Source organism: Roseateles toxinivorans (assembly GCF_004362525.1).
In the GTDB taxonomy this organism is placed as follows: Bacteria; Pseudomonadota; Gammaproteobacteria; order Burkholderiales; family Burkholderiaceae_C; genus Paucibacter; species Paucibacter toxinivorans.
Genome location: NZ_SNXS01000003.1, coordinates 389,533 through 411,310, shown reverse-complemented (window position 1 = coordinate 411,310; position 21,778 = coordinate 389,533). Strand labels below are relative to the sequence as shown.

At 63.2% G+C, this 21,778-nt stretch carries 20 protein-coding genes; 3 read left to right on the top strand and 17 right to left on the bottom strand.

Annotation, left to right across the window (positions count from 1 at the left end):
* Positions 1-2: 2 nt before the first annotated feature.
* The 4 genes from DES47_RS13245 to DES47_RS13230 are packed head-to-tail and all read right to left on the bottom strand — an operon-like array spanning position 3 to position 3,758.
* A complete protein-coding gene (locus DES47_RS13245; RefSeq protein ID WP_133701177.1) occupies positions 3-992 on the bottom strand; it encodes an NAD-dependent epimerase/dehydratase family protein in 990 nt (329 codons plus the stop codon).
* Positions 989-2,101, bottom strand: a complete 1,113-nt coding sequence (locus tag DES47_RS13240; protein WP_133701565.1) for a DegT/DnrJ/EryC1/StrS family aminotransferase — start codon at positions 2,099-2,101, stop codon at positions 989-991. The genes DES47_RS13245 and DES47_RS13240 overlap by 4 nt, the downstream gene beginning before the upstream one ends.
* Positions 2,102-2,103: 2 nt before the next feature.
* A complete protein-coding gene (locus DES47_RS13235; RefSeq protein ID WP_133701176.1) occupies positions 2,104-2,697 on the bottom strand; it encodes an acyltransferase in 594 nt (197 codons plus the stop codon).
* A 2-nt stretch (positions 2,698-2,699) separates the two neighbouring features.
* Positions 2,700-3,758 (bottom strand): Gfo/Idh/MocA family protein, encoded by a 1,059-nt coding sequence (locus tag DES47_RS13230; protein ID WP_133701175.1) that lies wholly within the window; start codon positions 3,756-3,758, stop codon positions 2,700-2,702.
* Positions 3,759-3,869: 111 nt separating this feature from the next.
* Here DES47_RS13230 and lysS point away from each other — a divergent pair, with 111 nt between their 5' ends.
* Positions 3,870-5,390 (top strand): lysine--tRNA ligase, encoded by a 1,521-nt coding sequence (gene lysS / locus DES47_RS13225; protein ID WP_425057438.1) that lies wholly within the window; start codon positions 3,870-3,872, stop codon positions 5,388-5,390.
* Positions 5,391-5,498: 108 nt separating this feature from the next.
* Positions 5,499-6,215, top strand: coding sequence for a class I SAM-dependent methyltransferase (locus tag DES47_RS13220; protein ID WP_133701173.1), 717 nt, complete (start codon positions 5,499-5,501; stop codon positions 6,213-6,215).
* Positions 6,216-6,259: 44 nt separating this feature from the next.
* On the opposite strand, the gene DES47_RS13215 is transcribed toward DES47_RS13220, so the two are convergent.
* Positions 6,260-7,432 (bottom strand): class I SAM-dependent DNA methyltransferase, encoded by a 1,173-nt coding sequence (locus DES47_RS13215; protein WP_166651976.1) that lies wholly within the window; start codon positions 7,430-7,432, stop codon positions 6,260-6,262.
* 174 nt (positions 7,433-7,606) lie between these two features.
* Between DES47_RS13215 and DES47_RS13210 the strand changes: the two genes are divergently transcribed.
* Positions 7,607-8,719, top strand: a complete 1,113-nt coding sequence (locus tag DES47_RS13210; protein WP_166651975.1) for a class I SAM-dependent methyltransferase — start codon at positions 7,607-7,609, stop codon at positions 8,717-8,719.
* Between the two features lie 15 nt (positions 8,720-8,734).
* On the opposite strand, the gene DES47_RS13205 is transcribed toward DES47_RS13210, so the two are convergent.
* From DES47_RS13205 to DES47_RS13150, 12 genes are all read right to left on the bottom strand, one after another.
* The gene (locus tag DES47_RS13205) at positions 8,735-9,676 is read right to left on the bottom strand and encodes a glycoside hydrolase family protein (RefSeq protein ID WP_133701170.1); all 942 of its coding nucleotides are present in this window, start codon (positions 9,674-9,676) and stop codon (positions 8,735-8,737) included.
* 30 nt (positions 9,677-9,706) lie between these two features.
* A complete protein-coding gene (locus DES47_RS13200) occupies positions 9,707-10,732 on the bottom strand; it encodes a methyltransferase domain-containing protein (protein WP_133701169.1) in 1,026 nt (341 codons plus the stop codon).
* 34 nt (positions 10,733-10,766) lie between these two features.
* Positions 10,767-11,393, bottom strand: a complete 627-nt coding sequence (locus tag DES47_RS13195; protein WP_133701168.1) for an acetyltransferase — start codon at positions 11,391-11,393, stop codon at positions 10,767-10,769.
* Positions 11,394-11,461: 68 nt separating this feature from the next.
* The gene (locus DES47_RS13190) at positions 11,462-13,024 is read right to left on the bottom strand and encodes an AMP-binding protein (RefSeq protein WP_133701167.1); all 1,563 of its coding nucleotides are present in this window, start codon (positions 13,022-13,024) and stop codon (positions 11,462-11,464) included.
* Positions 13,021-13,773 (bottom strand): SDR family oxidoreductase, encoded by a 753-nt coding sequence (locus tag DES47_RS13185; protein WP_166651974.1) that lies wholly within the window; start codon positions 13,771-13,773, stop codon positions 13,021-13,023. Before DES47_RS13185 ends, DES47_RS13190 begins: the two co-directional genes overlap by 4 nt.
* The gene (locus DES47_RS13180) at positions 13,770-14,027 is read right to left on the bottom strand and encodes an acyl carrier protein (protein WP_133701165.1); all 258 of its coding nucleotides are present in this window, start codon (positions 14,025-14,027) and stop codon (positions 13,770-13,772) included. Before DES47_RS13180 ends, DES47_RS13185 begins: the two co-directional genes overlap by 4 nt.
* Positions 14,028-14,044: 17 nt before the next feature.
* Positions 14,045-14,803 carry a WbqC family protein gene (locus DES47_RS13175; RefSeq protein WP_243748291.1) on the bottom strand — a complete coding sequence of 253 codons (759 nt, stop codon included), beginning with the start codon at positions 14,801-14,803 and terminating at the stop codon, positions 14,045-14,047.
* Positions 14,800-15,918 (bottom strand): DegT/DnrJ/EryC1/StrS family aminotransferase, encoded by a 1,119-nt coding sequence (locus DES47_RS13170; protein ID WP_133701164.1) that lies wholly within the window; start codon positions 15,916-15,918, stop codon positions 14,800-14,802. Before DES47_RS13170 ends, DES47_RS13175 begins: the two co-directional genes overlap by 4 nt.
* Positions 15,911-18,034 carry a tetratricopeptide repeat protein gene (locus tag DES47_RS13165; RefSeq protein ID WP_208114989.1) on the bottom strand — a complete coding sequence of 708 codons (2,124 nt, stop codon included), beginning with the start codon at positions 18,032-18,034 and terminating at the stop codon, positions 15,911-15,913. Before DES47_RS13165 ends, DES47_RS13170 begins: the two co-directional genes overlap by 8 nt.
* A 13-nt stretch (positions 18,035-18,047) precedes the next feature.
* Complete coding sequence (locus DES47_RS13160; RefSeq protein WP_133701162.1) at positions 18,048-20,294, bottom strand: tetratricopeptide repeat protein; 2,247 nt, start codon at positions 20,292-20,294, stop codon at positions 18,048-18,050.
* Between the two features lie 156 nt (positions 20,295-20,450).
* On the bottom strand, positions 20,451-20,810 hold the full coding sequence (locus DES47_RS13155) for a DUF4148 domain-containing protein (RefSeq protein ID WP_133701161.1): 360 nt from the start codon (positions 20,808-20,810) through the stop codon (positions 20,451-20,453).
* 172 nt (positions 20,811-20,982) lie between these two features.
* Positions 20,983-21,771, bottom strand: coding sequence for an enoyl-CoA hydratase (locus DES47_RS13150; RefSeq protein ID WP_133701160.1), 789 nt, complete (start codon positions 21,769-21,771; stop codon positions 20,983-20,985).
* Between the last annotated feature and the right edge of the window lie 7 nt (positions 21,772-21,778).

The following is a 21,778-nucleotide window of genomic DNA, read 5'->3' as shown; positions in this document are numbered from 1 at the left end:
CCTCAGCTGCGGAAGATCGGCGCCAGGGCAGGCAGCAGCGACTCGTTGGCGGCGATCCACTGCGCCGTGCGGCGCAGGCCTTCGTCGAGATCCACCTGGGCCGAAAACCCGATCAGATCGCGGGACTTGTCCACATTCGGAATGCGCAACTCGATGTCGGCCGAGAGCGCCGGGCGGAACAGGATCTTGCTCTGGCTGCCAACCACCCGGCACACGGCCTCGGCCAGGCCGTAGATGGTGACCACGGCGCGGGCATTGCCGATATTGAACGATTCGCCCACCGCATTGGGGTGCTCCAGCGCGCACATCAGGCCTTCGACCATATCGTCCACATAGCACCAGGCTCGAATCTGCGCGCCATCGCCGAAGATCAGCAGGTCCTCGCCCTTCAGCGCCTTGCGGATGAAGATGGACAGGGCGCCCTCGCCGGTCTGGCCCGGGCCGTAGACATTGAACGGCCGCACCGTGACCGTGGGCAGGCCATGCTGCTTGAAGTAGGCGTGGGCCAGGTGCTCGCCGGCCAGCTTGCTGACGGCATAAGTCCAGCGCGCCTCGCCCACCGCGCCGGTGACCGTGCTGGCCCCTTCGGTGACCTTGAAGGCCTGCGAGCCGAACACCTCCGAGGTGCTGAACTCCAGAAAACGTTCGACACCGCCGATCTGATGCGCGGCCTCCAGCGCATTGGCGCTGCCTATCATGTTCACCCGCATCGTCGTGACCGGGTTCTTCACGGTGCTCTCGATGCCGGCAATGGCCGCCGCGTGGACAACGATGTTGGCGCCCTGCATCGAGGCCTTCAGATGCTCGAAATCGAGCACGTCGCCACGGATCTGGGTCACGTTGGGGTGCTGGTCGAAGGGCGTGTCCTTGAGCGTGTTGCGCGTGTAATTGTCGTACACGACGATGCGATTGCGCTCGGCCAGCCGGGCAATCAGCGTGCTGGCGATGAAGCCGGCGCCGCCGGTGATGAAGATGGTTTTGTTCTCGATCATGCTGAAACCCTGGTGGCGGCAATCAATGCCTGTATGACGCTGTCCTGCTGCGCCGGTGCGAGATCGGCGCTCATCGGCAGGCTCATCACCCGCCGCGCCGCGCGCTCGCTGTGCGGCAGGCTCTGGCCCTGGCCATAGCGCTGGTAAAAGGGCTGCTGATGCAGGGGCTTCGGGTAATGGATCGCGGTCGGGATGCCGGCCTCCTGCAGCCGCTGCTGCACCTGCTCGCGATGATCGACGGACAGCGTGAACTGGGCCCAGACGCAGTCTCTGTCGTCGCGCACAACCAGGCGCTGAATGTTCAAGGATGCCGGCAGCTCGGCCAGCAGCTGCTGGTAGCGCTCGCCGATCGCCAGGCGCTGGGCGACCTCCCAGTCGAAGCGCTCCAGCTTGCCGAGCACGATGGCGCATTGCAAGGTGTCCATGCGGCCGCCAACGCCCAGCCGTGTGTGGGTGTAGCGCTGACTCTGGCCGTGTACACGGATCTCGCGGCTGGCCTGGGCCATTGCATCGTCGTTGGTGAAGATCGCACCGCCGTCGCCATAGCAGCCCAGCGGCTTGCTGGGGAAGAAACTGGTGCAGCCGAAGGTGCTGAGGTTGCAGCTCTTGCGACTCTTGTAGCTCGCGCCAAAGCTCTGCGCCGCGTCTTCGATCACGGCCAGGCCATGCCTGGCGGCCACCGCGTTGATCTCGTCCATATCGGCCACCTGGCCGTACAGCCCCACCGGCATGATGGCGCGTGTGCGCGGCGTGATGGCGGCCTCGATCAGGCTCGCATCGATATTGCAGGTGTCGGGCTCGATATCGACGAACACCGGCACCCCACCCAGGAGGACGATCACCTCGGCGGTGGCGGCGAAGGTGAACGGTGTGGTGATGACCTCGTCGCCGGGCTTGAAATCCAGGGCCATCAGCGCAATCAGCAGGGCCTCGGTGCCGCTGGCGACGGTGATGCAATGCTTGGCGCCGGTATAAGTGGCCAGCGCCTGCTCCAGCTCCTTGACCTCGGGGCCCATGATGTACTGGCCGTGGTCGAGCACGCGCTGGATGCGCGCGTCAATGCTGGTCTTGAGCGCCGCGTATTGCGACTTCAGGTCGATGAATGGCAGGCTCAAGGCAGGGTTCCTTCTTTTTCGAGTGTACAGGTCTCACCCTGCAGCACATAGTGATCGCCGGTGTGCGGGCAGTTGGCTTCGCCCACCCCGCTGACCGGCAGTTCCAGCCGCTCGCCGAAGCGGCTCATCCAGCCGATGCGACGCGCCGGCACGCCCACCATCAGGGCGAAATCGGGCACATCCTTTTGCACCACCGCACCGGCCCCGATGAAGGCATAGCGGCCTATCGTATGACCGCAGACCACGGTGCAGTTGGCTCCCAGCGTGGCACCGCGCCGCACGAGGGTGCGGCGATATTCGTTCTTGCGCGCCACCGCCGCGCGCGGGTTGTAGACATTGGTGAAGACCATGCTGGGGCCGCAGAACACATCGTCCTCCAGGGTCACGGCGTCATACACCGAGACATTGTTCTGGATGCGTACGTTGTCGCCTATCGTCACGTCGTTGCCAACGTAGACACCCTGCCCCAGGGCGCATCGCGCGCCGATGCGGGCGCCGGGACTCACATGGGCAAAGTGCCAGACCTTGCTGCCCTCACCAAGCTGCGCACCTTCGTCAACGATGGCTGATTCATGCTTCCAGAAAGCCATGGTCAGAACACCAGCGGCAGGCCGACGCGCTGGCCATCGCGGGCACTGCGATAGGCGGCGATCAGGATCTCCAGCGAGCGCAGACCCTCGTAGCCGTCGACCTGGGCGCTGGCCTCCCCGCGCAGGGTCTGGATCACATTGGCGTAGTACAGCGGATGACCGAAGCCATAGACGCTGGTGGGCGTGTAGCTGGCATCGAACACCTTGGCATCGTCGTCGCGAGGCTCCGCAAATTGCCAGTGCTCGATCTTGTTGACTGCCGTACCGCCGATCTTCACGGTCCCCTTCTCACCCAGGATGGTGATCGAACCCTCCAGGTTCTGCGGAAAGGTCAGCATCGTCACATTGATCGAGGCCAGCCCCCCGTGGCGCAGGCGCACGCTCATGACACCGGTGTCCTCTGCCTCGATGTCGCGCGCCAGCGTGGCCGTGTAGGCATGCACGCTGTCCACCGGGCCCACCAGCCAATCGAGCAGGTCCACATAGTGGCTCGCTTGGTTCATGAAGGCGCCGCCGTCCATGTCCCAACGGCCACGCCATTTGGCATCGTCGTAATAGCTTTGCGGGCGCGTCCAGAACACGTTGACGGTGCTCATGAAGATGCGGCCGAAGCGTCCTTCGTCGATCGCCTGCTTGACCCGCTGCACGGTGCTGTTCAAGCGGTTCTGCTTGACCACGAAGAGCTTCACGCCGGCATCGCGGCAGGCCTGCACCATCTGCATGCCCTCGTCGAACTTCGTGGCCATCGGCTTTTCGCTCAGCACATGCCGTCCGGCCGCGGCCACCTGCATGGCTTGGCGCGGGTGCAGGCCACTGGGAGTGGCCAGGATCACCACATCGGCATCGCTGCCTGCGAGCAGCGCCTCAAGGGAATCGAAGCCCGGCGCACCGGTGGCGGCCACGGTTGCCTGAAGGGCCTCGGCGCGGATATCGCATACCGCCACCAATTGGGCGTGCGCATGGTGCGCACGCAAGGCGTCGATATGGTTGCGCGCAATGCGGCCGCAGCCCACCAGCGCAAAGCGGATCGGGCGGTCAACGATGGGGAGATTGGTGCTCATGCAAAAGGCCTGGCGCGGCCGCGAAGGGCCCAAGCCGGCGATTTTACGGCGCGCATTCGGCGCTTGCCTCGCGCACAGCCTAAAATTGCAAGCAAATTCAACGAGTTGATGATGACCCAGCACACCGCACCCCACCACCCCGCCCCTGTCGCCATCGACGAGAACCAGCTCATCACCGAGCGCCGCGAGAAGCTCGGCGCCCTGCGCCAGCGCGTGGCCGTGCCCTTTCCCAACGACTTCAAACCGGGCCACCGCGCACTGGACCTGCAGCGCCGCTATGGCGATCTGGAGAACGAGGCGCTGGAGCCGCAAGCGGTGCAGGTCTCGGTGGCCGGCCGGCTGATGCTCAAGCGGGTGATGGGCAAGGCCAGCTTCGGCACCCTGCAGGACGCCACCGGCCGCCTGCAGCTGTTCGTCACCAAGGACGCGCTGGGCGAGGAAGGCTATGCCGAGTTCAAGCACCTGGACCTGGGTGACATCCTGGGCGCCGAAGGGGTGCTGTTCAAGACCAAGACCGGCGAGCTGTCGGTGCGCGTGTCCAAGCTGCGCCTCTTGACCAAGAGCCTGCGCCCGCTGCCCGACAAGTTCCACGGCATGAGCGATCAGGAGCAGAAGTACCGCCAGCGCTATGTCGACCTGATCGCCGACGAGTCCGCCCGCACCCGCTTCGTGGCCCGCAGCAAGGCGGTGTCGGCGATCCGCAGCCATATGGTCGAGCACGGCTTCCTGGAAGTGGAAACGCCGATGCTGCACCCGATTCCCGGCGGTGCGAACGCCAAGCCCTTCATCACCCACCACAACGCGCTGGACCAGGAGATGTTCCTGCGCATCGCGCCCGAGCTCTATCTGAAGCGCCTGATCGTCGGCGGCTTCGAGCGCGTGTTCGAGATCAACCGCAACTTCCGCAACGAAGGCATTTCGGTCCGGCACAACCCCGAATTCACGATGATGGAGTTCTATGCCGCCTACTGGAACCACCATGACGTGATGAACTTCACCGAAGAGGTGCTGCGCCACGCCGCCCGTGTGGCCACCGGCTCGGCCGCCATCACCTACGCCGGCAAGCCCGTCGATCTCGACAAGCCCTTCACCCGCCTGTCGGTGCGCGACTCGCTGGTCGTCCATGCCGGCCTGACCATCGAGCAGGCCGAGGATGCCGAGCTGCTGCGCGCCAAGCTCAAGGAGCATGGCGAGGAGGCGCCCAAGCACTGGAAGCTGCCCGAGCTGCAGTTCGGCATGTTCGAAGCGGTTGTGGAAGAAAAGCTCTGGCAGCCGACCTTCATCATCGACTACCCCGTCGAAGTGTCACCGCTGGCACGCGCCTCAGACGCCAACCCTGCAATCACCGAGCGCTTCGAGCTGTTCATCACCGGCCGTGAGTACGCCAACGGCTTCTCGGAGCTGAACGACGCCGAAGACCAGGCCGCCCGCTTCCAGGCCCAGATGGCCAACAAGGAGGCCGGCGACGAGGAAGCGATGTACTACGACGCCGACTTCATCCGCGCGCTTGAATACGGCATGCCCCCGACCGGCGGCTGCGGCATCGGCATCGACCGGTTGATGATGCTGATCACCGATTCGCCCAGCATTCGCGACGTGATCCTGTTCCCCGCCTTGCGCAGGGAGACTTGAGCAGGGGCCTGGCATGCCCGATCGACGATGGCGGCGGAGTGGATACGGAACACGTCCGGCCTATGCCGCCCCGGGACTTGAATCACATGCTCCCTTGCACTGAGTCCGATGAAGAACAACGTCAGAGAAGAATACTCCTCCTTTCATCTCAGCAAGGCCTCCATTCACAGCTACCCGACTGAGTGGGTGATCAGGACGATGCTCGGCAGCTATCCTGGGCTGAGGCTGGACAAGTCCCGGTACCCGGGCGGCAAGGTGCTGGATCTGGGCTTCGGCGATGGCCGGAACATCCAGCTGCTGCACAACTGCGGCCTCGCCATCCATGGCGTGGAGGTGTCAGAGGAGACTTGCGAACTCGTCCGTGGCAGGCTGGCAGGGACGGGCGTGGCGGCAGACTTGCGCGTCGGCAGCAATGCCCGCATTCCTTTCGAAGACGCTTGTTTCGACTACATCCTGGCTTGCGCATCGAGCTACTACATCGACAACGGCGGCTCGTTTGCAGACAACCTGGCCGAAATGTCACGTGTCTTAAAGTCTGGGGGCTATCTGATCGCCAATTTCCCCGTCTTCAGTCCGGCACCTCAAATCATCGACGAGAACTTCATTCTTAAGGGGTGCGAACCCACCGCCGATGGCCATGTGATCATTCGCAACGACGTCTACGGCCTGCGCAACGGCTACAAGTTCAAGGCATTCAAGGATGCCACTGAGTTGGAACAGACATTGTCTCCACTGTTCTGCGACTTCTCCGTCGGGCAGATGTTTGACAACTACTACGGGATCCAGGTCAACCAACTGGCTGTGGTCTGCCGCAAGGCAGCCTGACAAGCCGATGTGGCCTGCCCAAGGCTGCCCCTGCGGTGCCGCGTTCAAGTGGACACAAGATCATCCCAGCGGATGCACCGATAGCCCTGCCCCGCGAGCCGGGCGCTCAACGCGGGCTGAATCCATGGTCTGACACCCATCACGACAGCGGGCGTTTCACCGGCGGGTAGGGCATCCATCGATGGATAGACCTGCAGCCCGGAGAATTGCCCGCCCTGACCATCGACCACACAGGCTTCCACCCGAGCCCAGCATTTCGGCGCATAGGCGGCCAACAGGCTCGAGAACATGCCTGCGCCAAAGTTCACAAGACGAACCGCTCCGGCGGCTCGCTCTTGAAGGCCGGCATCGAGGGCGGCCCACTGACTCAGATAGTGCTGGCGACTATCGAACAGCGCCTTGCGACTGGCTTCGTCGGGCACGGGTGCCTCGGGGCGCGGTGCTGGTGCGGCGCGCTTGAACACGGCCAGCATAGACAAATACAAACCCGCCCGTTCCGGGGGCGCAGGCAAGACGGCGATGGGCTCCAACCCGGCACGCCGGCCGAAGCCAGCCAGGTGTGCCGGCGTTAGGGAGAAATTCTGGTCGGAGAAGAGCAACTCATTCGACGGCGACGATGCGTCTTGCATGCTGAGCACAACCAAGCCGTCCTCGGCCAGCAGCGGGAGGTGGTCCGCCAGGAATTGCACCGGATCAACGGTGTGCTGCAGCACATGGTTCGAGAACAGCACATCGAAGCGTCGGTCAATCTGCGGCAACACCTGCTGCAAGGTCCCCGTCAATACCTCGAATCCTTGCTCACGAGCGATCGTGCTGTTGTCCAGGGACGGCTCCACACCGGCCAGTGTCAGGTCAGGAAACTGTGCCCGCAAAGCCTCAAGCGTCCAGCCACGGCCGCATCCGATCTCCAGCACCGAGGCAGCAGGCCGCGCTGCCAGGCCGGCCAGTTCACCCACCCACTCGGCCAGTTGGCGATAGCGCTCGGCATTGAACTCCTCAACGCCGAGCCGCTCGTAGTACGGCGCGTATTGCCGCTGATAGAAATCGCCAAGGCCCAGGAACGGGTGGGCGGTCCGCTGTACCAGGCCACAGTCTGCACATTGGCTCTTGCCGAGCGACTCATTGACGAGGATGCATGAGGTCGTCAGGGAACGATCCGGGTGTGGATCGGGCAGCCGCAGCCAAGAGCGGCTGCTGCAGTAGAAGCAATGCAACATAGAGCTGACTCGTTCGAAGTAAGTTACGCGGGATAATAATGCGCGCCGCGGCCCGTTCCATCCGTTGAAAACAGGTCGCAGCCGCTTCACCAAGCCGCGCATGGTAACGCGAAGCAAATGCCTACCGGACCATCGCACCGGATGGCACCCCCAGATCTGATACGTCACGCCAACATGACTCCCGAACGGCCCACAAGCCCCAGCATCAAGCCCTCCTGCACGCTGATCTTTCCAGCCAATCACCCGGATGGTTTGCGTTATCGCGAAGAGGCCAGGGAGCGCAGCGAGGTCGTCGTTCTCGCCGCCTCCGGACCTTCTGCCCATGGTGTGCAGATTGAGGGCCAAGAGGTCTGGGCCCTGCCCTTTGTTCATGAGGCAGGCTTTGCCGATGCTTTGATGGCACTGGCCGACCGGCACAACATCGCAAGGGTCTACTCACCCGTAGCCGCGGCACACGGAGGCCTCGCGCAAGCCATCCGGGAATGCGCGCTTCCTCTGCGGCTGCTGGGGCGCTCACCGATTGCACGCGAAGTGGCGCGATGCCGCAATCTGATGTCCCGTGCAGAGTCGATGGCAGGTTTCATCTCCAGCACGGCGGAGGGGGGCCAGCCGCTGCCGTTGGCATCGATCGCCAGCGTCCTTCAACTGGCCGATGGCATTTACGGTGAGAGCAACGAGCTCAAGATCGCCGCCATGATCGCGATTTTCGCCAGCAGTCCGGAGGGAGACGTGGTCGAGATCGGCTCCCTGGTCGGCCGGTCCGCGGCCGTGCTGGCTTGGCTCGCCAGGCGCTACGACATCGGTCAGGTTCTTGCGATCGATCCTTGGGAACCACTGGCGGCACAGCAGCACGACTCGCCGCAGCTGGTGCGCACGGTACTGAGCGACGACTGGGATTTTTCACTGCTGCCGAAGGACTTTGCCATCAACCTGCAGTCGGTTGGATGGGGGCAGCTGAACTATCTGCAGATGCGCTCGATCGATGGCCACGCCCACTATTGCAGGACGGGCACCGTCGAAAGCCCGGAATTCGGGCAGACCCGTTACTGCGGCAAGATCGCCGTGCTCCACATCGACGGAAACCATGACTACTCGGCCGTGGCCTCCGACACCGAGCGGTGGTTTCCGCTGCTGGTTCCGGGTGGCTGGCTGATACTGGACGACTACATCTGGGCCCATGGAAACGGCCCACAACGCGTTGGCGACGCCTTGCTGGCGGCGCAGGCCCACCGGATAGAACGCGCCTTCGTGTGCGGCAAGGCGCTGTTCGTCAGGCTGATGCCCTAGCGACCTCCGGGCAACTCAACGCTCCAGCTCGGCGTAGCCAAATCCGCCCGCACCAAACTGATTGCCACAGTAAAACATATAGGTGCGTTCGCCGATCGAGATCACGCTGGGATAGCACTGCATCTCGGCATCCCATCCGGTTGGTGACAGATCAATGCCGGCAGCATCGTCGCTTCGCTCCCAGTGACGCAGATCCACCGACGTGGCATGCCCGATGCGGTAGCCTCTTGCTGGGTTGCGGAAGTCAATGCCGTGGCGGTAGGAGAACCACATATGGTGGACACCGTCCCGCTCGAGGAACGCGGCGCTGGTCTGGCATTCCTCTTCGACCCGCGCAGTCAGCAGCGGCTTGCCGTTTCGCCGCCAGCGCATACCGTCGTCGGACTCGGCATGCATCAGAACGTACCTGGACTCCAGGCCGGTTGCCGTCGACAGCCAGCCAAGGCCGGAGAGGTACCACATATGCCAGCGGCCATCGATGACTCGTACCGTCGGGCAGGCTTGCAGGAAGGGCTCATCCAGAGTAGGGCCGAGCACCGGGCCCTGCCCGACACGCTGGAACGACCGGCCTCCGTCTTCACTGACGGCCAGACCAATGGCCCAGTTGTAGGGCACGCTGACGCGGCGGTCCCACCCGCAGTAATACAGGTAGACCCGGCCGCCATGCGACACGACACCACCCGGCATGCAACCAAAGTGGTCGAAGTCTCCGGCAGCCCCAAGAGGAAGTATCGCCTGGTCATGAACATAGAGCACGCGCGACGGGTCTTGGGGATCAACCTCCAGAAATCCCCCTTGCGCGCGGTACTGACCATCGGCCGCTGCCGGCGGGCGCCATGAGAAATAGAGGCGCAGCCGTTCGCCGACCAGCAAAGGAACCGGACACTGCGCGTGCGTTGCCGGCACGGAGCCGATCGCGCTGGGGTTGAAAATGAGGCCTTGCTTGATCCATTGCATGACCCGACTACTCCTGCCTGGCCGTGTTGATCATTGCTTCCCTTCCTGGCCAAGTTCGCGGCGGGCAGCCTCGGCGATGACCTCTTCCAGCCAGCCATGCATGCTCTTGCCCGACTGAGCTCTGGCACGTTGGGCCAGCTGGCGCGTCGCCTCGGAGACACCTTCCAGGTGACCGTAGTAACGTGTTCGGTGGCTGCCCCCACGGGGCCCCGGAATCTCGAAGTCGAAGTCGGCTTCAGGCACGCCCTGCCCCACGTCGAACTCGATCACATAGAACACGCCGCCGATGATCCACTCGAGCTTGACCTTGCGCGCTTGCACGGGCATGTGCTGCAGCGGCAGTTCGTAGCGGTAATGCGGATTGGAATTCATCAGGATCCGACCGAACTCGGTCTCGCGCAGCCAGGCCGGCATGCTTTCGTCCCCGACAACGATACGGCCACCCGGTTTGGTGACACGCACGCATTCAGCCAGGAAGCGCTGGATGTCCGCGAAGGTGTTCAGCCCCCCGAAATGGAACACTGCGTCGAAGTAGTGGTCCGGATAGGGCAGGAAGGCGGCGTTGCCCACGTGATATGAGACCGGGACATCAAAGCCCTCCAGCTTGGCTCGGCTGTGCGACAGCACTGACCAGGCCAGGTCCTGCAGATGCAGTTCGCCTAGGGCCGACAGCTGTTGCGCAATGACGATCGAATCCCGCCCCGTCCCAGCCCCCACTTCGAGCACCTTGTGATGCGGCTGCAAGTGCAGACGGTCCACCAAATCCTGACGCACCGCCGTCTCGTCTTCACCAAAGGTCTTGAACGTCAGCGGCAGGAACTCGTCGTAGACGTCCGCATTGGCGTCGTACCAGTCCTTGGCGGCCTGGTCGGAGGGCGGCAACTTGCTCGGGTGGGTGAAGTCCGGAACACCATCGGCGACGGGAAAGCTGAGGCCGGACACCGCACTGGCAAGGCGGCCGACCAAGACCTCGTCGCCGTCTTGTTGATCGACCAGCAGTTCAAGAGGCGTATGAGTCAGGGGGCAGACATAGAGCCTGCACAGATCGAGTTTCATGGCAAGTCAACAAGGCAATAAGAGTTGCGGCGATTCAAAGATCACCGATTCGGGACATCCGGAAAAACTGGGCGCTGGTCAGCCGCTGCGGCTTGGTGCTCTCGACGACAAAGACCTGGTCATCCTCGGTTGCCCGGGTTATCAGCGCATTGGCGCCGACAAAGCAGCGTGCACCGACCTTGACCCCATGGGCAACCGTGCTGTTGATGGCAAAGAAACTGTCTTGCCCGACATCAACAACACCGGCAATATTGGCCCCGGAGGTGATCCAGCAGTTGTCCCCGATGCTGCTGTGGTGGCCAACGATTGCACCGCTCCACATGAAGACGTTGCTGCCGAAGCTGACGCAGGGATGCACATGCAGCGGGCCCATGAAGAAGCAATTGTCCCCATGGACGGAGTCCGCCGGCAATCGGGCCACCGGGTCGATCACCGATGCCAGCGTGTAGCCGAGGGCCCGTGCCGCCTGGCATTTGTCGGCACGCAATCGATTCATCTGCTGATAGCCCAGGGCCACGAACAGATCAAAGCGATCGGGTGGGAACTGCGCCGGCAAGTCTTCGAAGGCCACTGTCGGCAAGCCTTGCCAGCGGTCGCCTGGCAGGAACTCGCGGTCCGCGCAGACAGCCACGACCTCACGATCACCCGCCTGCTTCAGCACCTGAAGCACCACTTCAGCGATCTTGCCGCAGCCAAACAGGACCAGGGGCTTGTGGACCGATTCCGTTTTCAAGATGGAGTTCCTCCTTGAGCCGCACGCGAGAGCAACGCACGGCGGTCAATCTTGCCGTTCGCGTTCTTCGGAAGCGCATCGATGAAATGAAGATGCCTCGGCAACATGTAAGCAGGCAACAGCTGCGCGAGGGCCTCACGCAGGCCGGCGGTTTCGCCATGGGCGACGGCATAGGCGAGGATCTGCCCCAGACCATCGGTCGATTTCAGGTAGATGGCCGCGCACTCCTGCACACCATCAAGACTTGACAACGCGGCCTCAATCTCCTCGAGCTCTATGCGATATCCCATGTGTTTGATCTGGTGATCGACGCGCCCCCGGAAGTGCAAGCGCCCGGTCGCATCGCGCTCAACAATATCCCCGGTCCGGTAGCCAGTCTCCAGATAGGCCTCCTGCATGGGGTTCTGCACGAAGGCGGCCGCGGTCCGCTCTGGATCGCGGTAGTAGCCCAGTCCGACCTGAGGACCGAGCAGCATGAGCTCACCGCACTCCGGACCTTCTCCCTCTACCGGCAAAAGGCGATAGTCGAAGGTTGGTGCCAGATGGCCCAGCGGCGCCAAGCCATGGAGGTCATCCAGATCAGTGGCTTCGACACGGTGCGCCGAGCAGATGCAGGTGCATTCGGTCGGGCCGTAGACATTCTCGAAGCGCGCTCGCGGGCCGAACAGCTCGAACAGCTCGCGCAATCGACGCTTTGGAAAGCCCTCGCCGCCGAAAGCGATGCACCTCATGCCCTGCCAGCTTCCGGCCGACAAGGCGCGCATTGTGAGCAGGAAGACCAGCAACGACGGGACAGAAAACCAAAGCGTGCAGGCCGCCTCATCCACCAGCCGCACCAGCTTGCGTGCGTCGCGCACCTGGACGGATGTGAGCGGAACCAGCGTGGCCCCGGAGAATATGGCGGCATAGAAGTCGAACACCGAGTTGTCAAAGTACATCGGGTTCGCATTGCTCAGCACGTCATCGGGACCAATCTGGAAGCGCCGCCGGGCCCAGGCGATGAACCACAGCACGTTAGCGTGGGACATCACCGCGCCCTTGGGCTGACCGGTCGAGCCGCTGGTGAACATCAGATAGGCCGGCATATTGCCGCTGACGACAGGCTCGTCCGCGCTCGACGATGCCGCGCCAGGGCGGTACAGGTCTTGCAGGGGCGTCACCGCAACCGCGGCCTGGAGCTGCGCATCGCACGCCAACGATGGGAACGCGTTCAGCACCAGGGCGGGCTGGCAGCGCTCAAGGATGCGTCGAATCCGCTCCCAGGGACTGTCCGGATCCAGATTCACATAGGGCAGGCCCAAGCGGAGACAGGCCAGCATCAAGGCAAAGGCCTGGGGCGACTTGTCATGGAAGAGTGCAACGATGCCGCCCCTGGGCATCGCCCTGCTGGCGAGCGCACCGACGGCAACATCCACCAACTCGGCCAACTCGCCGTAACTGACACGGCGCTGATCGGCGGGGTAGAGAAGCGCCGTGCGCTGAACAAAACGAGAGCAGACCTCGGCAAAGGCGGTGCCCAGATTGAAATGGCAATGTGGCGATGGCTGCCCACCCGTCACAGGCTGAGCCCTCCGTCGACCTCGAGGACGGTGCCGCTGACATAGTCATTTTCGGCCACATGCTTGACTGCCAGGAACACTGCCTCCGGATCGCCCAGCCGACGCAACGGCACCATTTGCTGAAGCTTCTGAAGCGTGCTTTCGCTCAGGGCTGCGCGGGTTGACGGCGTGTCGATGAAGCCTGGGGCAATGGCGGCAAAACGCAGGCCCAGGGGCCCGAGCTCTTTGGCCCAGGTCATCGTCAACGCGTTCACGCCGGCCTTGGCTGCGGCATAGGCGCTCTGCCCGGCATTGCCATGGGCGGCGATCGAGCTGATCGAAACGATCACGCCGCGGCAACGCCGCCTCAGCATGTCATCGACGACGCGGCGAGTGACGAAGAACACCGAGTCGAGATCCGCCGAGAGAACGCGGCGCCAGCTGTCCAGACCATGCACGCGGTCCCCTCTGGCCAACATGTTCACCAACGGCTCGTTGTGGATGATTCCGGCGTTGTTGACCAGCAACTCCGGCGCCAAGCCGCGAGCAATCAAGGCCTGGACGCCGCTGTCGGCCGACTGCGCATCGGAAAGGTCGGCGACCTCCACCATCACGCCGTCACCGTGGCGATCACGCAACTCGGCGCAGAGTGATTCGTCACGTTCCAGCACGCCGACCCGGCAACCCTGCTCAAGCAACCGCTCCAGCAGGTGCCTGCCGAGGCCACGACCGCCGCCGGTCAGCAACACCTGTGCGCCATGCAAAATCACACTGCCGCTCCATGCGCAAGCAATGCGCGGCGCGCATCGGCGACCGAACGGAGATCGGCAATCTCGTCACCGCTGAGCTGGACCTTGAACTCGTCTTCCAACCTGCCTATCAGCATCATGTGGGACAGGGAGTCCCAGCTGGCAATCTGGTCCAGTTGAAGCAGATCCGTCACCTGCTCTTGGGGGATATTGAAGACTTCGGCGAAAACGTGTTCAAGGGACATGGTGATGAAGGGGCCGCCAGCAGCGGCCATGGGTCAATGGTCGTCTATCAAGGGGTGTGAACCAGATCGGCTTGGCTCAGCATCGCGCGAACTGTCGGAACGTCGTTGTTCATCAGCACGTCCAAAATGGACAGGCCTGGCACAGGCTCCGACACGCCCTGCTGCGCATAGGCCTCCAGCCGGGGCCGAACAAAACAGAGCTCCAAGCCTTGTCGCGCAAATTCCGCGGCGTCATACAACTCTCGACCTCCGATCGCATTGACATAGGTGCCCGCGCGCTCGCGTTTGCAGATGTCAATGATCCGATCCTGCGCTTTCAAGTGCGTATTGTCGTACACCCGCGAACTCGGACGTATCTCGGTGCTGATCGCCAGGTAAGCGGCCACCTCTTGAAGGCTGTGAAGCAGGAACTCGTCAAGCCGCTGCGCAGGGCATTGGATCACACGCTCCAGCAGCGGCAGCACCCGCCCCCGCATCGGTGCTCTCGCATAGGCCTGGCCGGCGGTGCGCAGCAGGCGCTCCCGCCAGTGCCCATCAGCCACCAGTTCGATGTCGCAGATGAGGCGGTTCTGGCTGGCACCGGACAGCGGCACTGAAAACAGGTGTGCCCCCCCGCCAACGAGCATGCGGTTGCGATTGATCCATCCGCGGTTGATGTAGTTCACGTCATCGAACACCACGAACAAGTCCACTGCCGACATCAGCTGGAAGTAGCCGATGTAGGGCAGGAAGTAGGGCTGCATCACGGCAACTCGCCGCCTGGCGTCTTCCGAACCGTCCTGCTCCACCCGATCCGTCGCGTTCATCGGGTCAGCGGATCACGCAGCACGTCTATGACGCGCTGCTGATCACCGGGATCCAGTTCTGCATGCATGGGCAGGCACAGCACCTCGCGAGCCGCCTGCTCGGCCAGGGGCAAGTGGCCAGCAGCGGCCGACGGCAGGCCTCGGTACATAGGAAAGCTGCTGATCAAGGGATAGAAGTAGCGGCGAGCAAAGATGCCGGACTCCTGCAAGCGCTCATACAGCCCGTCGCGGCTCAGCGGATAGCGGGGCAGCACACGGATCGGAAAGTAGGCATTGTTACGGCCCTGTGAAGGACCCGCCGGCAGACATTGCAGGCCCGCGACGCCGGCAAGCGCTGCCCGATAGCGCTGCGCGACCTGTTCGCGCACCTCCAGTGCGCGGTCGATATGGCGCAGTTGCAGCAGTCCGAGCGCGGCGTTGAACTCGCTCATCTTGCCGTTGATGCCCGGTGCGACAACGGTGACCTCGTCGACAAAGCCGAAATTCTTCAACTGGTCGATGCGCTGTTTGGTCTTCGCATCCCTGCAGATGATGGCGCCACCCTCAAAGGTATTGAACACCTTCGTGGCATGAAAGCTCAGCACCGACAGATCACCGTGATTCAAGATGCTGCCGGCAGGCGTGCGAACGCCGAACGCGTGCGCCGCATCGTAGATGACGCGCAAATTGTAGGTGTCGGCAATGCGCTCGATCTCGGCCACATCGCAGGGCTGGCCATAGCAGTGGACCGGCAGGATGGCCGTGGTCTGCGGCGTGATGGCAGCCTCGATGCCTGCCGGGTCCAGATTCATCGTGACCCTGTCGACATCGACGAACACAGGCTTGATGCCATTCCACAGCAGCGCATGCGAGGTGGCTACAAAGGAATATGGTGTGGTGATGACCTCGCCGCCGATGCGCAAAGCCTGCAAAGCAGTGACCAGCGCGATCGTTGCATTGGTGAACAAGCAGACGTGAGGGACGCCGAGGTACTCGCAGAGGGCTTGCTCGAATCTCTCGTGAAACGGTCCGCCGTTGGTCAGTTGACGGCTGTGCCAGATCTCCTCCAGCATCGGCAGGAACTCGTCCAGCGGAGGCAGTTGTGGCTGCGTGACGTAGAGCGGCCGTTCAGTCATTGGAAGAAGGGCGCAATGGCTCGTCGAGCAGGGCCGGCAGCAAGGAATGGAAGAAGGCTTGCCCTGCTTCAGGGAACAGGCTGCCTTCAAACAGTCTGTCGCCATGCGCGAGGATGCGCCGATGCAACTCTGCTCGCAGGGCTTCGTCGCCGGCAATGCGCAAGGCTCGGCTGACGAAGTCCTCGGCATCGACCGCAATGCACTCCGGCACTTCCAGCAATGTTGCAAAGGCTAGGCCAACACGTCCCCGCAGGAAGCCGGAGGGCCAGGTCACGACAGGTGTTCCAACGGCGACCGTGGTGCAAACCGTCGATCCAATGCCGAAATGGAACGGATCGAGCACCACCGACGCGTGGTAATTGACGGCCGCAAAGTCCTCGCGATCCCGGAGAAATGGCAGGAAGTGCAGGCGCTCTGACAATCGATCGCCGAGACGATGCACCAGCCGCGCCCTCAGATCACGCTCCCAGCCGGCGTTCGGGTGCTCGAAGAAGATGGCATGCCCGTGCTGGTCGCGCCGCAGTATCTCGGCCACCGCCACGTCGAAATCCGGATGGATCTTGTGCAGCATCATCGGGCAGACATAGAGATTCCCCTGCTCGGGGAGCCCCAGCGCGCCGCGGTCCTTGAACCGCTCGGGCAGGGTTGGCCGCTCGAACTTCGCGAGCCCCGGATCGAGTGCGACCAGACGCTCGCTGTAATGCGCTTGAGCGTCGGGCGGCTCGCCCAGGGACGATGAAAGGACGATGTCCATCTCGGGCAGACCGGTCGTCACCGGGTGCCCACCCATGGCAATCTGCGTACGCGCGAGTCGGGCAAAGCCCATGAAATAGCTGATGTCGTCCATGCCGATATCCTGGTAGGCCAGGACATCGAGTTCGAGACCCGCAATTTGACGTCGCACGTCCTCATGGGAGCCTGAAACCCGGACGAAACGGCCCGCGAATCCTTCGTAGGGCTTCCTTCCTCCACCTTGCGGAAGGGCCTGATCGGAGATCAGCAGCACTTCGAAACCCGGATCTTCGGCGAGCGCCTTGACCAGACCCGCGTAGCAATGGGCAACCGGGTGATCATGAACATACGCGCTGTAAAAGCCGAGGCGCACCGGTCGGGCGGCGTCACGCGGCCGGTCGACATGCAAGGCACGGAACTGCAATGAAGGGCAGAGCGCCGAATACATGGCCGCCGCCTTGCGCAAGACGGGAAGGACATTGTCGCCCTGGTAAGCGAGATTGAAGAGTGCTGCACAAAATAGATGCCCGCTGGAGCTCTCAACCAGCCCTCCGGCCTCGATCAATTCATCCAAGCCGGCCTCGAAGCGCCTGCGCTGTGCCCACATATCGTCGAGCGACTCGAACACATGGCTGATCAGCAAGGTCTTGCGCAGCCGTCGCACCGGGCTAGGGTCAAGCTGGTAGGCGCGAGTGAAGGCTTCACGGGCCTCATCGGTGCGATTCACCGCGTTGAGGATCACGCCGACGCGGTCCCAGATTTCGGGCTGGCGCGATTCGATCGACAAGCTGTCGTTGTAGTGCTCCAAGGCCACACTCGGTCGACCTCGAGCCCACATCAGCGCCCCGAGACCGGAGTGGGCCTCGGCGAATCGAGGATCCGCCGCGACCGCCGCCCGCAGCGCCGGCTCTGCCTCGTCGAAACGCCCGAGTTTGAGCAGGCTCGCGCCCAGATTGCACAACAGGGGGGCAGACGCCGGACGAAGGGCAATGGACGCGTTGAAGGCCTGCAGGGCGTCCTCATGGCGTCCCAAGGCCTGCAGCACGATCCCCCGATTGGAGTGCATGGAGTCGTTCTCGCCCAACGAGATGGCGTGATCGATCAACCCCAGCGCGTCCCCTAAATGGCCCTGCTGCATGGCGATCAGCCCCAGGATATGGTGCGCATCGGGCTGGCTCGGGGCCTTGTTCAGTATCGCTCGGCTGATCGTTTCGGCCTCGGATAATTGCCCCCGCTGATAGGCCGCGAAAGCCTCGTACAGACGACGCCGGGTGAGGTCATCGACCGGAGCCGGAGGTGGCCGCCGCTGTTCGACCAGCGCGTGACAGCTTTTGTACTTCTTGCCGCTGCCGCATGGACAAGGGTCGTTGCGGCCCACTTTCATTGAACTCATACTCTCAATTGTCCATGAGTTTCCGAGGAGCGGCCCCGGGCCCCTCCCTGCCGGAAGCCAGATAGCCGCGAATCTGCGCCAGATAGGCCTGATTGTCGAAGAAGCGCGACCTGTTCTCTTGAATCCCGGCACTGAGGCGGTCCCGCAGCGCTGGGTCACAGGCAATCTGTACCGCCTTCCTGACATAGTCGGCGGCGTCGATCGCGACACACGCTTCGACCTCAAGCATCCGGGCATACGCAAGCCCGACGCGCCCGCGCAAAAACTTGCCAGGCAGGGTCACAAACGGTGTTGCGACAGCCATCGTCGTCGCCGCTGTCGAGCCGATGCCAAAGTGAAACGGGTCGAGGATGACCGCAGCCAGGGCGTTGATGGCGGCAAAGTCGTCACGGTTTCGGACCCATGGCAGGAACAGTACGCGCTCGCGCAACTCGGGCGCTATGGTCTGCTCGAAACGGCTCCTCAGATGGCGGTCCAGCGGCAAGCTGGCATGCTTGAAGAAGACCACGTACCCGTGCGGATCGGCTTCGAGAATTCCCGCCACAGCGCGATCAAAGTCCGGGTGGATCTTCTGCAGCATGACAGGGCAAACGTATAGATTGCCCTCCGATGGCAAACCCAACTCCAGCTTCGACTTGAAACGCGACGGCAGAGTCGGCTGCTCGCAAGACGCCGGAATTGCATCCAGCATCACCAGGCGTTCACTGTAGTGCGCCTGTGCATCGTCGGGTTCCCCCAGTGACGACGACAGGTGGACATCCATTTCCGGAAGCCCGGTCGTCACAGGATGCCCTCCCATCACGCACTGCAGCCGCGCCAATCGTGCGAAACCCAGAAAGTAGCTCAGGGCCTCCATGCCGATGTCCTGGTAGACAAGGATGTCAAGTTCAAGGGCGGCAATTTCCTGCCTTGCGTCAGTCAGGCGGTCACTGACCTCGACGAAGCGTCCCGTGTACCCAGCATAGGGTCGGCGCCCCTCGCCGAGCGGCAGCTGGCGGTGCGAGATGAGGTGAATCTCGAATCCAGCGTTCTCGACGAGTGCCTGCATCAACGGCGCAAAGCAATGGGCCACCGCATGGTCGTGCACATACGACGTGAAGAACCCGATTCGCAAGCCTCGCCCCCCGTCCGCCGGCCGCGTCACGTGAGGTGCCGTCCAGGCAAGACCCGGAAAGAGTTTCAGGTACAGGGTCGCCAGCTTGCGCAAGGCGGGCAGCACATCATCACCCTGATAGGCCAAGCTGAAAATGCCGGGGAGGAACGAGCTCATATCGAACTCGGCGGGGGCGGCCGGCGCCGCGAGCAGTGCCTCGAGCTGCGCTTCGAACTGCTGCCGCTCCTCTCGCATCGACTCGAGCGATCGATGTACATGACTCAGCACCAGCGACTTCCGAAGCAGGCGTGCGGGTTGCGGTTCAAGCTGGTAGGCACGCGTGAAAGCGTCGCGGGCAGGCTCGGCTTCGCCCATTTCCTGAAGTAGGCCGCCCAAACGATCCCAGCTCTCTGCACGATCGGGCGCAAGCGCAACAAGCTGCTGAAAATCGACCAAGGCCTCCTCATGGCGCCCCAGCGCAGCATGCACGACGCCAAGATTCGTGCGCGCCGTCACCGACTGCGGATCCGCGATACAAGCCTGTGTCAGAACCCGAGCCGCCTCGTCGAGACGGCCTGCCCTCAGCAGGCATTGCCCCAGACCGTTCAGCGCCGCAGCGTCGGACGGCGCGAGATCCAACCCCGCTCGAAAGGACAGCTCCGCCTCATCGAGCCTGAGCAAGGCCATCAGCGACAGCCCTTGGTGAGTCCAGGCGGCGATGCCACGGGGGTCCAGGTCCAGCGCGCGCCTCAAGGAGGTCAAAGCCTCCTCATGACGGCCTAGCGCCTGCAGGACAATGCCCCGGTTGGAGTGCATCGTGTCATTGGCAGGCTCGGAGGACAGCGCACGGTCGATAAACTGCAAGGCTTCGAGCGGGCGTCCCTGCCGAAGCCCTATCAGGCCGCACAAATGCAAGGCATCGGGCTGCGATGGCACCCGTTGCAGCACCGCCTGACACCGTGAAGCCGCAGCCTCATCATGCCCCTGAACGAACAACTGGATGGCTTGTGACAGAAGCTCGGCCGGCGACCCCATTGCCCCGCCCTGGGTCTTCGGCAATGGTGCCGCCTGCTGGCGCACCTGCAAGCAGCATTGCTTGTGCTTCTTGCCGCTGCCACAGGGGCAGGCGTCATTGCGCCCTACCTTGATAGAACTCATCCCCTCGAATGCTCCCGGTCAGAATGCGGGTTCCTCCGCACGCTCCCGGATTATCTTTCATTCAAGGACTGGCCAGCACTGCGCGACAACGGCCCGCAGGGCGACCATGCCGCCTAGCCGGGCCGATTCGGTCTGAGTCTCAACTCAGTGCATGCATCACTCTTGCCGAGCCACGCCGCTCTTGCCCGCCACCACCGGGTCAGCCTTGGCCGGCTTCAGCTTGGCCAGGTAGCCGGCATCGGCGCCGTCGGCCTGCAGGGCAGCCAGCTCGCCGTTGCCCTGGGCGCGCTTCAGCTCGGCCAGCACCTGGGCGCGGGTCTTGGCCGTGGCGACCAGGGCGCCGCCGGTGAACTCGGCGGTATTCTCGCTGTTCATCGCAGTCAGTTCGCCGCTGGCGCGTGCGCGCACCAGCTCGGCCACGACCTGGTCACGGGTCAATTGGGTGTTGGTCGGCGCATCGGCCATGGCAACGGTGGCGGCGAGCAGGGCAGCGGCAAAAATGGTCAGGTTCTTCATGATGGGGTCCTTTGAGTACAGCCTTGGGTTGGGTATCTGTCTGGACGCCGCGAAGCTGTTTTGCTTGTCGCCGTGTCCATGGGCTGAACTCTAGGGATTCCACCTAGTTTGAAAAACCAGGCAATTAGCAAGTGACCGTTTCGAAATTAAGAAGAATCGCCCGCCGGCACTGTCAGCTGTGCTTGAAATCCGGCTTGCGCTTGTTGATGAAGGCGTCCATCCCCTCGCGCTGATCATCGCTGCCGAAGAGAGCGTGGAAGTAGCGGCGCTCGACATTGACGCCGTCGATCAGCGGGCCCTGGTAGGCCAGGTTGACCAGTTCCTTGATCAGCATCGCCGAGGGGCCGCTGAAGCCGTTGATGGTCTCGGCCGCGGCCAGGGCCTCGTTCAGCAGCTGATCTGCGGCGACCACGCGCGACACCAGGCCGCCGCGTTCGGCCTCGGCAGCGTCCATCATCCGTGCCGTCAACAGCATGTCCATCGCCTTGCTCTTGCCGACGGCGCGGGGCAGGCGCTGGGTGCCGCCGGCGCCGGGGATGATGCCCAGCTTGATCTCGGGTTGGCCGAACTTGGCGGTGTCGGCGGCGATGATGAAGTCGCACATCATCGCCAGCTCGCAACCACCGCCCAGCGCGAAACCGGCCACCGCGGCAATCACCGGCTTGCGCACCTGCAGAATCGTCTCCCAGTTCTTCGAGATCAGCCCGCTCTTGAAGGCGCTCATGAAGTTGTGCGGCGCCATCGTCGGGATGTCGGCGCCTGCGGCAAAGGCACGCTCGGAGCCGGTCAGCACGATGCAGCCGATGCTGTCATCGGCATCGAAGGCCAGCAGGGCCTGGCCCAGCTCGTCCATCAGCTGGTCGTTGAGCGCATTCAGCTGCTTGGGGCGATTCAATGTGATCAGGCCGGTCTTGCGGGGGCCGTCACCGCGCACGTCGGTGAGGATGCATTCATAGGTCATTGCGAGC

Excerpts from the sequence above, each read along its gene's own strand:
- DES47_RS13245 (WP_133701177.1), bottom strand. The coding sequence starts at position 992 with ATGATCGAGAACAAAACCATCTTCATCACCGGCGGCGCCGGCTTCATC.
- DES47_RS13235 (WP_133701176.1), bottom strand. The coding sequence starts at position 2,697 with ATGGCTTTCTGGAAGCATGAATCAGCCATCGTTGACGAAGGTGCGCAG.
- DES47_RS13230 (WP_133701175.1), bottom strand. The coding sequence starts at position 3,758 with ATGAGCACCAATCTCCCCATCGTTGACCGCCCGATCCGCTTTGCGCTG.
- lysS (WP_425057438.1), top strand. The coding sequence starts at position 3,870 with ATGACCCAGCACACCGCACCCCACCACCCCGCCCCTGTCGCCATCGAC.
- DES47_RS13220 (WP_133701173.1), top strand. The coding sequence starts at position 5,499 with ATGAAGAACAACGTCAGAGAAGAATACTCCTCCTTTCATCTCAGCAAG.
- DES47_RS13215 (WP_166651976.1), bottom strand. The coding sequence starts at position 7,432 with ATGTTGCATTGCTTCTACTGCAGCAGCCGCTCTTGGCTGCGGCTGCCC.
- DES47_RS13210 (WP_166651975.1), top strand. The coding sequence starts at position 7,607 with ATGACTCCCGAACGGCCCACAAGCCCCAGCATCAAGCCCTCCTGCACG.
- DES47_RS13205 (WP_133701170.1), bottom strand. The coding sequence starts at position 9,676 with ATGCAATGGATCAAGCAAGGCCTCATTTTCAACCCCAGCGCGATCGGC.
- DES47_RS13200 (WP_133701169.1), bottom strand. The coding sequence starts at position 10,732 with ATGAAACTCGATCTGTGCAGGCTCTATGTCTGCCCCCTGACTCATACG.
- DES47_RS13180 (WP_133701165.1), bottom strand. The coding sequence starts at position 14,027 with ATGGCCGCTGCTGGCGGCCCCTTCATCACCATGTCCCTTGAACACGTT.
- DES47_RS13175 (WP_243748291.1), bottom strand. The coding sequence starts at position 14,803 with ATGAACGCGACGGATCGGGTGGAGCAGGACGGTTCGGAAGACGCCAGG.
- DES47_RS13170 (WP_133701164.1), bottom strand. The coding sequence starts at position 15,918 with ATGACTGAACGGCCGCTCTACGTCACGCAGCCACAACTGCCTCCGCTG.
- DES47_RS13165 (WP_208114989.1), bottom strand. The coding sequence starts at position 18,034 with ATGAAAGTGGGCCGCAACGACCCTTGTCCATGCGGCAGCGGCAAGAAG.
- DES47_RS13160 (WP_133701162.1), bottom strand. The coding sequence starts at position 20,294 with ATGAGTTCTATCAAGGTAGGGCGCAATGACGCCTGCCCCTGTGGCAGC.
- DES47_RS13155 (WP_133701161.1), bottom strand. The coding sequence starts at position 20,810 with ATGAAGAACCTGACCATTTTTGCCGCTGCCCTGCTCGCCGCCACCGTT.
- DES47_RS13150 (WP_133701160.1), bottom strand. The coding sequence starts at position 21,771 with ATGACCTATGAATGCATCCTCACCGACGTGCGCGGTGACGGCCCCCGC.